Here is a 15767-nt window from a genome sequence, read left to right on the forward strand (position 1 = left end):
TGCTCACTCAACGGCTAACAACTAAAAAGGATTTAGCAAAAAGCGAAGCAAACGATCCCTAAACCGCAAAGGTGGTGGATCTAACTCAACTGCAATAGCAGAACTGCGCAGTCGCAAACTCTCGAGATAGCTCATCGCATCCCCTAAGGACATAGGAGGCGCGAAAAGGAATCCCTGAGCAAGACGAAAACCTCGGTCTATCAACCAAGTCCTCTGACGCTGGGTCTCAACCCCTTCAGCGGTGGTACTCAGACCAAGATCATCAGCCAAAGCCCCCATAGTTGATACAAGCTTATTACTTGGCCTCACTGGGTCGTCAAGAAGTTGCACAAAACTCAGGTCAATCTTAAATCCATTTATGGGCATACTTGTCAACCGGGACAAGGAGGAGTAACCAGTACCAAAGTCGTCAATAGTAATACGAATTTGGCGCTCGGATAAATGGCGAAGGAATTCATCAAATCCCGAGGTGGCATCCTGCAGAGACTCCTCTAAAATCTCAGCTTGCAAATACCATCCCATCGGGAGCTGATGATCGTCGATCAACTGCAAAAACCGACGGCGCATCAACAAATCATCAAGCAGATTAGCTGATAAGTTAACGCTTAGCACCATGGAGCGCCATGGCACAACACGAGAGAGAGTTCCCGCATGCTCCAGAGCTTTTTCAATTATTTGCAAATCAAGCTCGGCTGTTAGTCCAACCGAGCGAGCGACAGGAACGAATACAGAGGGAGATACAAAGTTGCCATCAGCTCTGGGCCAACGTGCTAAAACCTCAAAACCCATTGGTTCACCAGAGTTGAGATCAACAATCGGCTGGAAAAAAGGGATCATTTCCTTTTGCTGAATAGCTAAGCGCACATCAGCCTCGAGGGCATAACTTTCACGCGCTAGACGTCTCGTCTCTAGATCAAAGAAACGATATTGGCTATGAATATGTCGACTGGCAATACGCAAAGCCATATTTGCGTCGGCGAGCATATCCTCAGGATCAGAATATGAACCCTGCTGCAGGGTGATGCCAATGGCTACAGACAACGGAACGCGATGCTCAGCAATCCTAAAGGGTTCAACGAAAAGGTCAATTATGCGCGTGACAATTGGAACAACAGAATTCTCATCACTTAGATCAGATATCAGGAAAATGAACTGCGAATCAGAAAAGCGAGCAAGATAAGCCGTCTTAGGCACAGCATTAATTAAGCGACGCGCCGCCTCATTCACTAAGGCCTCCGCGGGTCGGCCTCCTAGGGTGGCGCTAATACTCCCATAGCCCTTGAGCTGGCAACGTACTAAAGCGAAAGGAGGGTGCAACTCAAGCTCCAATAAGCGATCGAGTTGACGCAACAATTGACCTCTACTAATGAGAAGATCAAGAGCCCGTTGCTCTTCCGATGATTGCGGTTTAGCTAGAGCTGGAGCTAAATCAGCCTCAATGATTGAAACAGTTTGAGTAGCTAGCCATAGCATTGCTGCATGACTGCGGGGATCTAGGGTACGAGAGGCACTATCGTAAAGGCATAGTGAACCAAGAGCAAAGTCTGTCCGACTAATTAAGGGAAAGCGTGCATAAAAATTTACAGGCTTATCACTATCTGGCATCAAAAGAGAATCGAGTCGTGAATCACGACCCGTTCCATCGATCACCAAAACTTCGCTGGATGGCAGAGGTACGCTAGCAAGAAGAACCCGTGCCGCTTCTGAGCCAGTGATGGCCTCAGCGAGGTCACAAACAACATCGAAGCGATCAGAAGCCTGGTATTTACTACTCATGAATCTGATTCTGAACCTGGCTCAAAATGGTGGCTAAAGGAGTCGGCCCATGCTTTGCCTGGCGACCATGGATTATATAATACGTTGTCTTGTACTGATGATGAGCTGCATACCCTATTGCGCCCCATTTCCTTGGCGCGATAAAGAGCAGCATCAGCCTGAGCATATAAGTGGTTCAAATTATACCCAAAATGCTCTGAGCTAACCACACCAATACTTACTGTCAACTTGATCTGTCTACCTTGCCATTGGATCAATTGCTGTTCAACAGCCGCTCGCAATCTATCCATCATTATCAAGCCATGAGCAGAAGAACATTGAGCAATAACAAAAAATTCTTCGCCACCCAAGCGTGCCAACAAATCATCATTTCCATACAGAGATTTTCTCAAGATTGCCGCAGCCTCCTGAAGCACAAAATCACCACACTGATGTCCATAGGCATCATTTATTGCTTTAAAATTGTCCAAATCGAGAATGCCCAAAACATAGGGAACTTGATTTGCTTCTCCATGGGACAAAAGGCGCATGCCCATATCCATGCATGCACGACGATTCAACAATCCGGTGAGATTATCAATATCAATGAATCTACGCAATACTGGGGCAAGACGCGAATACAGGGCAAAAGCTAATGCCAGAAAAACCAATCCTAAAAACACAAAGCTAAACAAAGCAATTAATAATAAGTCTGTTGCAAATCCAGAAGAGGTAATTGACGGGTCAAAGTTTATTACGACCAAATGATTATCTTGTCGCAAACCCCGATCGTTAAGAATAAATTTTACAGGCAACGCTAGGGTAAAACTACCGGCGAATGGTAGGTAAAAGCCAATATGATTTTTGAAACAGATGGCAGAGTTTGAAGTATTTTCAATAAAGCAATTACGGATCGCTCGAAACTGGGAATCGTCAGATTCAGATCTTGCCAGCATTGGATCTGCAATTAAAAGACGGTTCCAGGCAGGTCGACTACTCTTTACAATACGTCCTTCGGAATCAAGTACTAAAATATAGTTGATTCCCTCCTTGAGATCGTCGTTGTGCTGAAGTCTGTACCGAGACAATAAGGCAGCGTCTCCAGAGAACGAAGGCTTATCAAGACGCAAAAAGGTAGATACAATAGATCTTATCTCGTAAGCATGGCTGATCACCTCTCTGTTTGACTCAAGCAGGAGATGAGATGCCAAACCTGCTGACATTAAAAGCGATGATGCAACTCCAACCCGCAAGAAAACAAAAAAAGCGCGAGATTTTATGCTCGAAAGAAAATTAGAGGCCGGAAGGAGTTCGCCGATCACTGTTAAATTTCCGCGGTATCCGATAAATCTTGTTCGCTTGCAATGAGGGTTAGCGCTTCAAGTTCTGCCTTAACCTGAGCCAATAAACCATTTTCAGCTTTTAAGAATTTCTCAAGGTCAAGTTGGTTTAAATTTATATCATTGCCGCAAAACTGCATATCTTGCATCATTGACAAGGCATGATTGACTTGCTGAGATGCATTATCAAGAGGTGTTTTTAGTGAAGCTAATCTATCAACAGCAGCTTGTCCAAGCGTTCTAATATTCGTGATATCGACCTGATTGCCAACATAGAAATCAGGCTTACCAGGCTTTCCACCGAATGGATAAATTGTTAATCTATTCCAGAATCGTTCACCATTTAATCTATAGTTTACTAACTCACATGTAAAAGAACGGCCTTCTTGAATAGCCCTGGAAATCTCAGCAGTGGTATTGGGGTCTGTGTCTGGTCCACGCAGAAACCTGCAGTTGAAACCAGCCGCTTTATCCTTAGGATAGCCTGTTATTTTAGAGAAGGCTTCGTTAACGTAGATCAAAGGATAATCATCTCGTCTCATGTCAGCAATAGAAACTCCAAAAGTTGCATTCTCTACAACAGAACCAAGAAGTGATAGCTCTTGGACTTGTTGGCGCAACTTATCAGACAAGCCAACCTCTCTTTGACTACCTTCTTTAAGTCGTAGGTTATTAACTGAAAGCATTTTATTTTGCCGCTGAAAGGTTGCCGCTGCTCCAACAGAAACAACCCCAAGCAAGGCTACATAGCCAACTAAATATCCAATCTGGCCGAATCCATCAACTTGAATGCCACGCACAGTTACCTCCTGAATGCCACGAACGTCACCAACCTTCCAATCTCGCTTGGGTGAATCAGGATGCTGATTGTGGCAAGTTACACAGGCTGGCCTCATAAATACAGGTGTAGCAAGTCTATATGTAGCAGATCTAAAAAGTGGGCGCTCAAGACTAACTATACGAGGCTTGTTAGGATCCTTGCGTAGGCTCTGTAAAGCCATTTCTTCGAAACTATCAAGTGGTGGGACATCTCTCTTCGCAAACGGATAGTCAGACAGAAAAGCGTAATTTATACGACCATCACTATGGGCACTATCAAACAATGCCCCCAATTCAATGGACAATGTTGCAGGTATTGGAATGCCCCCATGGACTTCACGGTAATTTTCAGTAAATACAGCTTGGCCGTCAGCTTGTTGCAAGCGTGCAACTACATTATCGGCATAGTAACTGCGAATACCAGTAGCCAAAGTGGAAATCTCATCGGCTTGCAGCTCCATCTGTTTTACAGTCGCCGAAGCAAGACTGTTAACCATCACAAAAGGAAGGCCAACGAGGCTAAGAATTAGCAACACCAAAACGAAGCCTGGCCTGCCAACAAACCTTATCAGTTTTGATAACAACCTAGACGGCCAGCTCATCGCACTGCCATTGCTGATCTGTTCCTTGCCTTGACGGTGCCTAAATCCTAGTTGGGGGAGGGGATAATCGCATCCCTCGGCAAGGGGGCAGCCTCCATATCAACGGTCTCAGGAGGGGAGGGACCACCGCTGCTGGAAAACATCGGTTCGCATGCGTGCCTTCAGCCCGGCAGATCCAAGCTGAGCTGCCCAGAGGTTTCTTTGCTCAGCCTTCTGCGGCTAGAGCGCAGACCGGAACGCCGTGAACCGTGGCGCTGCTGGATCTCATCAGCAGTAGCCGCAAAGCCATGCTGCTGCCGTAGGGCCCAGACTCGATCGCGTGCGACTGCAGCCGCATTATTCCAATCGATCAGCGGCAGCGGATAGGAGCGACCGATCTCGATGCCAAGCCGGGCCTGGGTGCGGCCATCCATGGTCCAGGGAGTGTGCAGGTACACCGGCGGAACAGCCGCCAGCTCGGGCAGCCAGCGGCGGATGAAGACCCCTTCAGGATCGTGGTCTAGACCCTGCTTTAGCGGGTTGTATATACGGATTGTATTGATGCCGGTGGTGCCAGATTGCATTTGACACTGGCTCCAGTGGATACCAGGTTCATAGTCGACGAATTGACGAGCGAGATGTACGCCGCTCTCCCGCCATGGAATCCACAGCTGATAGCTGGCTACGGAAAGCAGCATCGCCCGCATACGGAAATTCAGCCAACCGGTTGCGTTCAGAGAGCGCATGCAAGCATCCACAAAAGGAAGGCCCGTGCGCCCCTCTGCCCAGGCTGCCAAACGCTCCTGATTACTTTCACGCAGGCCAGCAGTGAGGGGATGGAGCTCGCTGTATTCGAGGCTTGGCTGGCATTCCAACTTCTGGATAAAATGGCAATGCCAGTGCAAGCGTTCATCAAAGCGCTGCAGGGAACGCCGCCAGGGGACTACCGCGAGGGCTTGGCGTCGCAGGCGGCTTTTTTGCACTACCTCCCGCATCGACAAGCTGCCCCAACTGAGATGGGGCGAAAGGCGCGAGCAGCTGACGTCTGCCGTATTGGGACTAGACAACCCAGCTTGGTAGGAGCGGCTGCGCTGATCCAAGAAGGAAGCGAGGGTTGTCAAGCCTTGGGATCGCCCCCCCTTTTGCCGCCCAGGGCAGGAATCGGGCTCAAGTCCTAGCTCTGCCGCCATGGGCAAGTGACCGGGGTCGAGCCGGGGCAGCGGGGTGAGACTGGGTGGCGCGGCGCTTAGCTCCTCGGCCATGCGCTGCTCCCAGCGCTTTGCCCAACCCGTTCGCTTGCTGAGCCTCCGGGTGACGCCAAATTGCGGAATCTCCTGCCATTCAATGCCGTGCAGGCGGGCCCATTCGGCAACGCGCCGGTCGCGGGCGTAGGTCCAGCCGTTGCCAGTTTCCTCGTGACTCCACAAGCCAGCTACTCCAAACTGGCGATGGGCCCGATCCAGCACCTGCTCAATCGCACCGATGCGCACCACGAGTGGTTGGCCAAGACCGGCAAGGACCTCTCGCAGCTCTACAAGGCATTCGCGGCAAAACTCCCACTGCCTGGCGGAGCTGTCTGGCTCGCTCCACAGGTCTGGCTCCACCACGTAGAGCGGCAGGACTGGTCCCCGCAGCGACGCCTCCAACAAGGGCCTGTGATCGAAGCTGCGTAGATCGCGCTTGAACCAAACGATTTGAAGCGGCCCCATGGCATCAAAGAGGAAAACCGCTCCGAAATTTTAATCAATCTGGAGTCAGCCAGTCGAGCCAACCTGGTTACGGTGGCATCTACCCATCTCCCCCACCTGAGCCCGCGATGATCTATCTGCTGCAGCATCTGGCCGTAGTGCTGAGCCTGGCCCTGTTTCACATCGTTGGTCCGATACCAATCGAACTGGGCGTGCACGACGGCGCCCTAGCCCCTTGTCCCACGCCAGCACACTGCGCAAGGGCGGATTGGCCTATCGAGCAGAGAAGCGGAGATACTCCCCAAAGCGCCCTCGAAAGCCTGGTTCCCGTGATTGAAGCTATGGCCGGTACCGAGATTGTGGAGCGAGCTGAGGGCTATCTGCACGCAACCGCAACAAGCTCCCTGTTTGGCTTCGTCGACGATCTGGAGCTATACGCCGATACTGAGGATGGAATTCTCCAGGCTCGATCAGTCTCGCGGCTTGGCGATTCAGATCTGGGGGTCAACAGCAAACGCCTAGAAATTCTGCGACAAGCACTCAATCCAGCCCCACGGGTATAAAATCAGCTGGCCCGGCGTCCCCAGCGCTGCTGGACACCTAGTAGCAGCGATTGTTGAACCTGCCAAAGGAAGTTATGAAGGCGTTGCTGTCTGGCGGCAGAGCGAGGCAGATGGTCCGAAAAAGCTCCAGCGTGGCAAAGATCAACCAGTAGGCCAACCTCCTCGGAACTGAGGCAGATCAGATGATGATCGCCGTGATGAGAAACCTTCATCGCAAGCCGACTCCGATTTTGTTCAACAGGGAGGCGTTGAGGGATGCTTTTGGTCGGGCTTTGCTGGTTCAGCGGCTGACTTCAAGCCGTCAAACAACTGACCAAGCAGAGTTGCCAAGACAGGGGGTAAGGCCTCCGGGGGAGCAGCCTCAGAAGCCAATACCAACAGGGCACAGGCATCTACCAAACTAGATGCCTCTAGTGCCGTTAGGGCAACCAGGTGCTCACCGTTTCACTGCGTAATTCGCATACAGCTGCGCTTTTACCAAGTAAAAGGTACTCCGTAAAGGAGCTGGGTGTGATGGATCACTCCCAAATGGCCGAATCAAGGGTTCAGCAGCTCTTCAGACCAGGAGCCAGAGGCGCACCAGCGCCTGCGCCGGTGTGGTTGCCCGCCAAGTTCCAGTAACTCAACCTGATGCACCTCAAAGCTCAGCAGTTCAAAGTGACTCGGCATCGGTGTGGTGTCGCCAAGTTCCTGGGGAAAGGCTGCCTCCAGCTCAAGGGGAATTCCTGGCTCAGGCCAGCCCCATAAGGCCCTCGCGGAAGGGGTGAGGCTTTGCCAGTGGTGCTGCCGCTGGATCAGCAGCTCCGCTGCAGGAAGCTGGCAGCGCCTTGAGCGCAATCGAAACTGGCTGCGTGCCCGAGGCAAAAGCCAGCAGATTTCCGCGTCTGGCAAATTTCGCAGCTCGCTGGCCTTCTCACTGCGACCATCAGTGAACAAATCCAAAACCGCTGGAGCTGACCAGCCCCTAAACACCAAGGTGCGCACCCTGGGGGTGCCATCGCAGCCGACAGTTGCAAGTTGCAGCCAGCGGCTATTAGGGGATTTGCCCTCCCTCCGCAGGGCAGCTCGCAAGAGGGGGCGCCATGGGGGCAGGCTATCCATTAAGCCGAGGCAAAACAGCCAGCAGATTCAGCGGTTTGAGTTGCTGGCTTTGATTGGCACGTAAGCAGGTGCCAATCCTGAAATGCCAGCTGAGGGAGCAGAAGTTTCTGGCTTAATACGAACAGCTGGCTTAACGAGCAGACCTGGAAGCATGCCGGCATCAAATGAAAAACGGCCAGGACCAACAAGCAACAGGGCAAGGCTGCCGCCCAAATAGAGGACTACCAGCTCGAGTACATAAATGTTGAGCCCTGCGGTAAGGATGTGTTGGTAGGCAGCAACTGTCATTGTGCCGGTGAGGGCAAGAGCTCCAACGGGAGTCAGCAAGCCGAGAATCACCAGCCAACTGCCGATCAGCTCTGAGAAGCCAGCTGCATAGGCAAAAAACAAGGGGAATGGCAGGTGCAGAGATGCCACATAGGTATTGGCAAATTGCTGTGGATCAGCCAGTTTTTCATGGCCATGGTGAATCATCATCACGCCGATAGCCAAGCGAAGCAGCAGCAGGCCAAGCGACGCAACCCCACCTGGCTTCAACACATAGGCCTCTAGAAAGGAACGAATCCGTTGGACTTGGCCAGTAGTGATCCATAGATCATTCTCAGGGCTCTGGGCTGCAGCCGGTTGATCTGCAGGGCGGCTGAGGGCCACAAACCAAAGGGCCATACAGGCAGCCAAGAAGCCTCCAAACAGTTCAAGAAGCAGGGGCGTGGACATGGTGAATTGATTTCTTCTCCAATCTTGGCAAGCTTGATGAAGAAACGTGAAGCGCCCAGTCGCGTTTGCCTAGGCCCTATCCCAGGGCAATGACGATCATGCGGGCACTGGAGCGGTAGGCCAGTGTTTCAACTCCAAGAGCTAAAGGCGCATCGGGATGGCCGGAACCTATGCCGTGAAGCAGGGCAAGGTTTTGGAGGGCGCTTTCTAAATGGCGCTGAAGGTGCTTTACGCGGGGGTCAGCCAGGTTTATCGCCACAGGCCGTTGAACCCAGCGCTCTGCCAGCTCGAGCGGCACGCGGTGGCGGCTGACCTCGCTAATAGTCGTGGCCAGCCGCTGGGGGTTGAGGTTGAAGAGCAAGCCATTGAAGTGGCCGGTCTCAACAGAAAAGGATTGACCTGGCAGATAGATCGCCTGCTGGCCAGCCCGATCAAACCAGTCCTTGCCCTCAATGCGAAAACGGGTGCTGCCGAAGTAGGGGATTTCCAGAGTGCTGTCACTGTGATCCGAGGTGCTGGCAACTAAGGGCACATAAGTTGCTGCGCTGATTGCCATCCGACCTGCCAGCAAGCAGTGGGCACGATGGGCAAAAGGCTGGCTGATTTGGCGGGCCTCAAAACAGATGAGTTTCACAGTGAGGCCGATTTCCTCGGCTAAGGCATCACTGTCAAAGCGCAACTCACCAGGTTCACTGCCGAATGCCAATATCTGCGTGCCCAACCAGTCCATTTGCTGGTGAAGCGGCGCATCTGGGGGCGGAGCAGCGGCTGCCACGGAAATACCCATTTATGGGAATTTATTAAGTGCGCAGGTTAAGTCCGTTTCGCCAAACTTTCACTTACTACGCATTTATTTCCAAAATCAAGGGGTCTGCTGATAGATCTGCTCTAAACGCTCGCGGCTGAAGTCGACGTAAAGCACCTCATCGCCTGGCTGGGGAGCCTCTGGGTGAACCCTGCTGCGTTTACGAGGGGCCTGAAGGGAATCTCCCTGCTGGGAACTACGCAAGTTTTGGGACATCAGAGCAAAGGCGCCGCCAGCGATGGCCGCAAAGAAAACCAAATAAATGACTGCCAGCAAATCGTTCATCGGACTTTCCGCTTTGCTGAATCTTAATATGAAGAAATATGAAACGTGGCTTAGCGGCCTGCTGCTGCGGCGCTGAGATCCCACAACAGCCGCGCTAATGGATCGGAGCACGCCTCCGCACTGGGTTGGCTGGCCTCAAAACGCAGCCGACCTGGCCCCACAACTCGATTGCTCAAGTAATGAAATCCACTGGCGTGCGGTTTTGAGCCATCAGCGAGACCTGCCAGCATGGCGCCAGCCCTCTGGGGAGTTTCGGTGAGCCGCAGCAGGTCGCGGGCAACGAAGGCGAAAAGGGCCTGGCCCAAGGGGTTATGGCTGCGGCTGTAGCGGAAGAAGCCACCCTGGCTGCGCGGAATCACCAGCCCCGGGCTCCAAGCGAGTACGGGCAGCAGCGTGCCCTGCTCCCTTAGGCGCCGCTCCGCCTCCCTTGCCATCAGCAGGTTGCAGAGTTTGCTGTCTTTGTAAGCCTTCTCGGCATTAAAGCCGCTGCTGCCATCCAGCATTAGCGAGCCAGGGCCCTGGCGCAGGCCAGCAAGATCCCCGAGGCCAGCCGGGAGACCCACTTTCCCTCCGGCGCTGGTGGGGTCATGCACCTCTGATGCGGTTACCACCAAGCGAGGTGCTGTACCGCGGATCAAAAGGGGCAAGAGTTGCTGCAGCAGGGCCTGGTGGCCTAGGTGGTTGACGGCGATAGTGAGCTCAAACCCCTGGGCCGACCAGCGGGGCTCGACCATGCCGCTGTACTGCAAGCCAGCGTTGAGCACCAAGGTGTCGATCGGCTCGCCCTTTGCCAGCAAGGCTTCAGCACAGCGACCGATGCTGCTCAGGTCGGCCAGATCGCAGGTAGGGGTATCGATGCTGCCGCTCAGGCGCTGGCGCAGGAGCGAGGCGGTGGTCCCATCCCGGCAGGGAATGATGAGGTGGTGGCCAGCTTGGAGCAGCAGGGTTGCCGCCTGAAAGCCGATCCCGGAGCTGCCACCAGTTAGCAGGATGTTGCGCGCGGCTCCAGCCCTGCGCTCCTCAACTGCCATAGCTCCTGTTCCCGGCAACACCCGATTCTGTTGATTAAAAAGATGGATCGCCAGGCAGCCGGATCTTCGCCGGCTCGGCGCCACGATGGCTACCTCAACAGCGCAGCGATCCCCATGTCCAGCAGCGAGTTAGCCCCAGATTCCCCGGGCTCAGATACCAAGCCCATGGCAGCCGCTGAACTTGTGGAGCGGCTAGCTGGCGTTGCGGGGATGGGCAGGGGACAACGCCGTTTGGTGCTTCTGCTACCCCAGCTGGGGGATTTCGACAGCCTCGAATACGCCCAGGCCCTGGTTCCCGCCCTGCCACAGCTGGAGACTGCCGGGATCGCCGTGCTGGCCATCGGCATCGGCCAGGCCGCAGGAGCCGATCGCTTCTGCGAGTTCACAGGCTTTCCCCGCGAGCTATTGCAGGTGGATGCAGACCCGAAGCTGCACCGTGCCCTGGGCCTCTACCAGGGTCTGCAGCAGATCGGCGGCCCCTGGCCCAACCTGCTTTTGATGTGCGCCGGCATCGGTTCCCCAGGCACCTTGGCCGAGGTATTGCGCGGGTACACGGGCGATCGAGCGGCTCCCCAGCGAATCGGCGACGAGGAGACTATCCAAGCCGGCCCATTGCCGCCAATTAAAGGTTCGTTCTTTGCTAAGGCTGGCGGTACCGGATTCCAGCGCCCCTTCGAACTGGCCACGGTCCGCCTGCGCAACATGAGCGAGGTGTTGGGCAACTGGCGCACCTATGTACCCTGCGACGACTTTCTTACCCAGCGCGGTGGCACCTTCCTGCTGGAGGAAGACAACAGCCTGCTGTACAGCCACAAGGACCGCGGCATCCTCGGCTTCTCGGCATCGATGGCAAGGCCGCTCAGCTTCCTGGATCCATACCTCGACTGACTATTAACGGCTTGCACAGACAGCGCCGAATCCGGCAGAAGCCCACGGGACCTCACCCCAACAGGCCCTCTTCACATTGCGTTACAATTACGGTAATAAATCACAAGACTCATGCCCGAAACTGTTTCCCGCTTCGGATTCGTTGAGTTTGCGGAGACCTGGAATGGTCGCCTCGCCATGCTCGGTTTCGTAATCGGCCTCGGCACTGAGCTGCTCACCGGCCAAGGCATCCTTTCCCAACTCGGCCTGGGTTGATCACCATGGAAACCGATTACACCGCTGCAATTTTTACCGTGATCGCCCTTGTGGTGGTGCTTGGTGGTATGACCACATACGTGCTCAGTCGCCCCACTGATCTGAGCCCGCGATCCAGGTAGTCGCGACCCTCAGCATCGTTGAGCTTCTAATTCCTTCATCTTCGCGGCAAATAATGACAAACACTCCAGCTGGTCGTGAATGGCTTAAGCATCGGGCCGAAGAATTGATTCTATTGGAACAACTCAAAAGAGTCGAACTTTTTAATGGCCGGGCAGCAATGTTGGGTATTGTAATCGGCATCATTACCGAAGGGCTTACTGGTTCCGGCATCGCCCATCAAATCGGACTCACAGCGCTGGTAGACGTTTACGCAACCTGCCGCACCCAGTTTCTTCCCTTCTGTTTATAAACTATCTAACTGCAGCACTGCGCTGCAGAAAATTATCAGCCCCACTCTTTGTCAGGTTGTCAACGTCTAGCTGTTATTGGCCTTTACATTCCTAGAATTGGTAGAAGATTTCAACCAACTGGGAAATTTGCAGCCAAAATTCGCTGATCTCCAAGCGGCCCTAACAGTGCCCCTGCCCCAGTTATGGAGTCAGCTTGGTCAGCGACAGCTGAGGCCAGAGCTGATGGATCAGCCAGGTCTTGATCCCCAGGCTCATCAAGCAGCCCTGCTTGGCTTGGGCCGCATAAATGCGATGACCCGCAGCGCTGCTTGCTTCTTTCCTGATATCCGTCGCTTAGCAATACTGAATCCCGCTCGGCGGTTGCGCCTCCTAGATGTGGCCTGCGGTGGGGGCGACACGGTGCGTGCCATTAGTCGCATGGCAAAGCGGGAGGGGATTGATCTGGTGGTGCATGGCTGTGACATCAGCGCTGAAGCTGTCTCCCTGGCAAGGGAAGCCGCTGAGGCGGAGGGATTGGAGACTCATTTCTTCCAAACCGACGCAATAAATTCCCCTCTTCCTGGCGGTTATCACTTAATCACCACCTCGTTGTTTCTGCATCACCTCACGGAAGTCGATGCCGAAAGCCTGCTGCGCTCTATGGCCGCCGCCACCCTCGACCAGCTGTTGGTGCACGACCTAATCCGCAGCCACATTGATCTGTTGCTCACCTGGATCGGCACCCGACTGCTGAGTCGCTCACCGATCGTTCATATCGATGGACCTCTCTCGGTGGGGGGTGCCTTTCAGCTCGACGAGGTGGCTCAGCTGGCCGCAGCGGCTGGCCTAGTGGGTGCCCAGATCACCAAGTTCTGGCCCGAGCGCTTCCTGCTCTCCTGGAGCCGTAATGCAGCCAACGCCTGAACTCGGACCGTTGCATATTTCGCCTTGCTGGGATGTGGTGGTAGTGGGTGCTGGACCAGCCGGCGCCCTTGCCGCCCATGGTCTGGCCAGTCGCGGCGTGCGCGTGTTGCTGGTTGAGCAGCGCCTCTTCCCTCGTTGGAAAGTCTGTGGGGCCTGCCTCAGCCCCCAGGCCCTTGCAGCACTTGAAGCCGCAGGACTTGCCGACCTAGTTACAGACCAGGGAGGCCTATCCCTTGAGCGGCTGCAGTTGGGGGTAGCTGGCCTGGTGAGCCCGATCGCCCTGGGAGCTGGCCGGGTCCTGTCCCGCTCTCGCCTCGATCAGGCGCTGCTGGAAGCAGCTGTTGCTGCTGGTACCACGGTGCTGACGGGCACCCGAGCCGTGCTGGGCGCCGCCGCCACCGGCTTAGAAGCAGACCGGGAAGTGTTGTTGCAAAAAGGCACTGCAAGGCGGAGTGTCAGCGCCAAGGTGGTGTTGATCGCGGCGGGTCTCAGCCACCGCGCCATCGATGACGAGGCTGAGATCAGCACCAGCATCGAGCCCCACAGTCGAATTGGCGCAGGTTGTGTATTGCCAGGGGAAGCTGCCGCGCTCCCACCCGGTGTGCTGCAAATGGCTGTGGGCCGAAGCGGTTATGTGGGTCTGGTGCGAACCGAGAGCGGGGAAATCAACCTGGCATGTGCCTTCGATCGGCCCATGCTGCGCTCCGGTGGTGGAGCGGCCCTGCTTTGCCAAAATATCCTTGCTGAAGCGGGCTTTGCGCCCTTGCCTGGCCTGAAAGAGGCAGCCTGGCAACTCACCGCAGCGCTCAGCCGTCGCACAATTCCGCTTGCGGGCCACAGGCTGCTGCTGCTCGGTGATGCCGCCGGCTATGTGGAGCCCTTCACCGGCGAAGGCATGGGCTGGGCTCTGACCTCTTCGTTAGCTGCCCTACCGCTTGTGCTGCGAGGAAGGGAGCAGTGGGATGGCGCGATTGAGACGGAATGGCGGCACCTTCACCGCCGTTGGGTCAAACAGCGGCAGAGATCATGCCAAGTGCTGGCAGTGGTTTTGCGGCAACCCAGGATCAGCTGGGGCCTGCACAGGCTGGCGGGGAGCTTCCCCTCAGCCGCCAGCTCCATGATTGGGCATCTGCAAAGGCCCGCCCTGCCCTGCTCGACGGCCTGATCGATCATGCCCTTGTCCTTAATTGGTCTTGGCACTGCGGTGCCTAAAAGGCGCATCAGCCAGCAAGAAGCCCTGGCCCTTGCACCGCAGATGGGCAACGCCAGCCCCCGTCAACAACGCCTGCTGGAGAGGATCTACCAACGCTCAGGGGTGATGCACCGCCACTGCATTCCCCTGCCTGACTCCAGCAACCCCTCAACGGCTGAGCGGATGAGGCGCTACCAACCGGCAGCGCTTGAGCTAGCCCTAGAGGCTTCCCGTCTAGCGCTTAAGGATGCCGGTATCGAGGCAAGCACGATCACCCACTTGATCACCGTTTCATGCACGGGCTTCGGTGCCCCTGGCTTCGATCTTGCCTTAATCGCCAAACTGCCACTAGCGATGGATGTGGCCCGAACTCATGTGGGTTTCATGGGCTGCCACGGGGCATTCAACGGACTGCGGGTGGCACGGGCCTTTGTGGAAGCTGATCCCAGTGCCTGCGTGCTGCTGTGTGCAGTGGAGTTGTGCAGCTTGCACTTGCAGGAGGGCTGGAACCCCGACCACATCGTGGCCAATGCCCTATTCGCTGATGGTGCCGGCGCGGTGGTGGCGGTAGCTGCCGATGGCTCTCGTGTGGGCTCAACCAATAAAACAGGCCTGGAGCTAGTCGCCTCATCCTCAACGGTGCTGCCCGGCACTGAAGATCTGATGAGCTGGATCATTGAAGATCATGGTTTTTCCATGGTTCTTTCATCCAAAGTCCCCAGTCGCATCGCCGCCCAGCTGCGCCCGTGGCTGGAGCAGTGGCTGACGGGCATGGGTCTGACGCTGCCAGAAGTAAAAACCTGGGCCGTTCATCCAGGCGGCCCCCGCATCCTTGGGGCGGTACTAGAGAGCGCTGGGTTGCAACCCGCCCAGATCGATCTCTCCACTGCGGTATTACGCCATTTCGGCAATATGTCGTCGGCAACTATTTTGTTCATCCTGGAGCGACTGCGCACCTCGGCGCGCCACGACGGCCCATGTCTGGCTTTGGGCTTCGGCCCCGGTCTAACAGTGGAAGCGGCATTGCTCATGGTGCAAAAGCCCATCTGATTGCGTCTCTGACCACCGGCGGAGGGCCTGAAGCACTGCCAACTGTTCTCCATCCAAGCTAGTTGCCCAGCTTGTTGTGCAACAGATTGGGCAACAACTTGCGCAACAACTACCCAGCCAATAAAAAAGCCCCCTGGTGAGAGGGAGCTTTTGGGATTCCGTTATTTCCCAGCCGTAGCTGGGCTGTTGACTATCAACCGATTGCAGGTGCGGTCAGTGCCACGGGGGTGGCAGTAGCAGCAGCCAGGTCCAGGGGGAAGTTGTGAGCATTGCGCTCGTGCATCACTTCCATACCCAGACCAGCGCGGTTGAGAACGTCTGCCCAGGTGTTCACCACACGGCCTTGGCCGTCGAGGATCGACTGGTTGAAGTTGAAACCGT

The 15767-nt window shown here is 55.2% G+C and carries 16 protein-coding genes and 1 pseudogene; 7 read left to right on the plus strand and 10 right to left on the minus strand.

Annotated features, from left to right (window positions below):
* Window positions 1–21 precede the first annotated feature (21 nt).
* The 4 genes from KBY75_RS07645 to KBY75_RS07660 all read right to left on the minus strand — a co-directional run bounded on the left by KBY75_RS07645 (window position 22) and on the right by KBY75_RS07660 (window position 6204).
* A complete protein-coding gene (locus tag KBY75_RS07645) occupies window positions 22–1776 on the minus strand; it encodes a GGDEF domain-containing phosphodiesterase (protein ID WP_255023537.1) in 1755 nt (584 codons plus the stop codon).
* Window positions 1773–3077: a GGDEF domain-containing protein gene (locus KBY75_RS07650; protein WP_255023538.1), complete on the minus strand. Its 1305-nt coding sequence runs from the start codon at window positions 3075–3077 to the stop codon at window positions 1773–1775. The genes KBY75_RS07645 and KBY75_RS07650 overlap by 4 nt, the downstream gene beginning before the upstream one ends.
* A 2-nt stretch (window positions 3078–3079) precedes the next feature.
* Window positions 3080–4516 (minus strand): DUF3365 domain-containing protein, encoded by a 1437-nt coding sequence (locus KBY75_RS07655; RefSeq protein WP_255023539.1) that lies wholly within the window; start codon window positions 4514–4516, stop codon window positions 3080–3082.
* A 161-nt stretch (window positions 4517–4677) separates the two neighbouring features.
* The gene (locus KBY75_RS07660; protein ID WP_255023540.1) at window positions 4678–6204 is read right to left on the minus strand and encodes a deoxyribodipyrimidine photo-lyase; all 1527 of its coding nucleotides are present in this window, start codon (window positions 6202–6204) and stop codon (window positions 4678–4680) included.
* A gap of 107 nt (window positions 6205–6311) precedes the next feature.
* Between KBY75_RS07660 and KBY75_RS07665 the strand changes: the two genes are divergently transcribed.
* On the plus strand, window positions 6312–6746 hold the full coding sequence (locus KBY75_RS07665; protein WP_255023541.1) for a DUF1499 domain-containing protein: 435 nt from the start codon (window positions 6312–6314) through the stop codon (window positions 6744–6746).
* 537 nt (window positions 6747–7283) lie between these two features.
* On the opposite strand, the gene KBY75_RS07670 is transcribed toward KBY75_RS07665, so the two are convergent.
* From KBY75_RS07670 to KBY75_RS07690, 5 genes are all read right to left on the minus strand, one after another.
* Window positions 7284–7847, minus strand: coding sequence for a pyridoxamine 5'-phosphate oxidase family protein (locus KBY75_RS07670; RefSeq protein WP_255023542.1), 564 nt, complete (start codon window positions 7845–7847; stop codon window positions 7284–7286).
* A 27-nt stretch (window positions 7848–7874) separates the two neighbouring features.
* Window positions 7875–8564, minus strand: coding sequence for a DoxX family protein (locus KBY75_RS07675; protein ID WP_255023543.1), 690 nt, complete (start codon window positions 8562–8564; stop codon window positions 7875–7877).
* Between the two features lie 76 nt (window positions 8565–8640).
* On the minus strand, window positions 8641–9351 hold the full coding sequence (locus KBY75_RS07680; protein WP_255023544.1) for a hypothetical protein: 711 nt from the start codon (window positions 9349–9351) through the stop codon (window positions 8641–8643).
* A gap of 75 nt (window positions 9352–9426) precedes the next feature.
* A complete protein-coding gene (locus KBY75_RS07685) occupies window positions 9427–9654 on the minus strand; it encodes a hypothetical protein (RefSeq protein WP_254936946.1) in 228 nt (75 codons plus the stop codon).
* Between the two features lie 50 nt (window positions 9655–9704).
* Entirely contained in the window at window positions 9705–10685 is a 981-nt protein-coding gene (locus KBY75_RS07690; RefSeq protein WP_255023545.1) for an SDR family NAD(P)-dependent oxidoreductase, read from the minus strand.
* A gap of 165 nt (window positions 10686–10850) precedes the next feature.
* On the opposite strand from KBY75_RS07690, the gene KBY75_RS07695 reads away from it, so the two are divergent.
* The 6 genes from KBY75_RS07695 (at window position 10851) to KBY75_RS07720 (ending at window position 15386) form a co-directional block, all read left to right on the plus strand.
* Window positions 10851–11573 (plus strand): peroxiredoxin-like family protein, encoded by a 723-nt coding sequence (locus KBY75_RS07695; RefSeq protein WP_255023546.1) that lies wholly within the window; start codon window positions 10851–10853, stop codon window positions 11571–11573.
* A 111-nt stretch (window positions 11574–11684) separates the two neighbouring features.
* Window positions 11685–11828: a chlorophyll a/b-binding protein gene (locus KBY75_RS07700; protein WP_254936949.1), complete on the plus strand. Its 144-nt coding sequence runs from the start codon at window positions 11685–11687 to the stop codon at window positions 11826–11828.
* A 175-nt stretch (window positions 11829–12003) separates the two neighbouring features.
* Window positions 12004–12240, plus strand: a complete 237-nt coding sequence (locus tag KBY75_RS07705) for a chlorophyll a/b-binding protein (protein WP_255023547.1) — start codon at window positions 12004–12006, stop codon at window positions 12238–12240.
* A gap of 223 nt (window positions 12241–12463) precedes the next feature.
* Window positions 12464–13144, plus strand: a complete 681-nt coding sequence (locus KBY75_RS07710) for a methyltransferase domain-containing protein (protein WP_255023548.1) — start codon at window positions 12464–12466, stop codon at window positions 13142–13144.
* Complete coding sequence (locus tag KBY75_RS07715; protein WP_255023549.1) at window positions 13128–14309, plus strand: NAD(P)/FAD-dependent oxidoreductase; 1182 nt, start codon at window positions 13128–13130, stop codon at window positions 14307–14309. The genes KBY75_RS07710 and KBY75_RS07715 overlap by 17 nt, the downstream gene beginning before the upstream one ends.
* Window positions 14310–14315: 6 nt before the next feature.
* Window positions 14316–15386, plus strand: a complete 1071-nt coding sequence (locus KBY75_RS07720; protein WP_255023550.1) for a type III polyketide synthase — start codon at window positions 14316–14318, stop codon at window positions 15384–15386.
* Window positions 15387–15579: 193 nt separating this feature from the next.
* Here KBY75_RS07720 and KBY75_RS07725 read toward each other — a convergent pair.
* Window positions 15580–15767: pseudogene (locus KBY75_RS07725) on the minus strand (photosystem II q(b) protein); the annotation flags it as partial.

Origin of the sequence: Cyanobium sp. T1G-Tous, assembly GCF_024345455.1 — a bacterium.
Taxonomy (GTDB): domain Bacteria; phylum Cyanobacteriota; class Cyanobacteriia; order PCC-6307; family Cyanobiaceae; genus Cyanobium_A.